This window comes from Pseudomonas sp. 50_B (assembly GCF_017491625.1).
GTDB classification, from domain to species: Bacteria; Pseudomonadota; Gammaproteobacteria; order Pseudomonadales; family Pseudomonadaceae; genus Aquipseudomonas; species Aquipseudomonas danubii.
Genome location: NZ_JAFGYX010000183.1, coordinates 1 through 429 on the forward strand (window position 1 = coordinate 1; position 429 = coordinate 429).

At 60.4% G+C, this 429-nt stretch carries 1 protein-coding gene; it reads left to right on the forward strand.

From position 1 onward, the window contains the following. Positions 1-132: 132 nt before the first annotated feature. Complete coding sequence (locus J5M73_RS31510) at positions 133-306, forward strand: hypothetical protein (protein ID WP_207817009.1); 174 nt, start codon at positions 133-135, stop codon at positions 304-306. Positions 307-429: the final 123 nt, after the last annotated feature.

Here is a 429-nt window from a genome sequence, read left to right on the forward strand (position 1 = left end):
CATATGGACATTCACGATGAGCGCGGGACCGACCACAGGGGCTGGCGCTTATAACCGCTGAACCACCCTGCTCGCGCCATAAGTGGAACGCGCTTCTCGCATTGTTAAGCGGGAGGTGCTATATTTGAGCGCATGAACGCTGAACGCGCCCTCTATGAAGATCCCGCCGCGCTCGAATTGTCGCGCAAACGAGCGCTTGCCGACATTGCGGCGGGACGTGTGGTGGCGAATGAGGTGGTGACGGACTGGCTTAAGACCTGGGGCACCGCCGACGAGACGCCCATGCCGGCTGAATGGCTCAAGTAGTCTGGACGCGCGAGGCGCTTTCGGACCTCGCCGCAATTCGTTCTTATATCGGACAATTCAACCCGGAAGCAGCGGCGCGCTTCGCCGAGCGGTTGGTTGGAGCTGCCGAAAGTCTTGCCGATT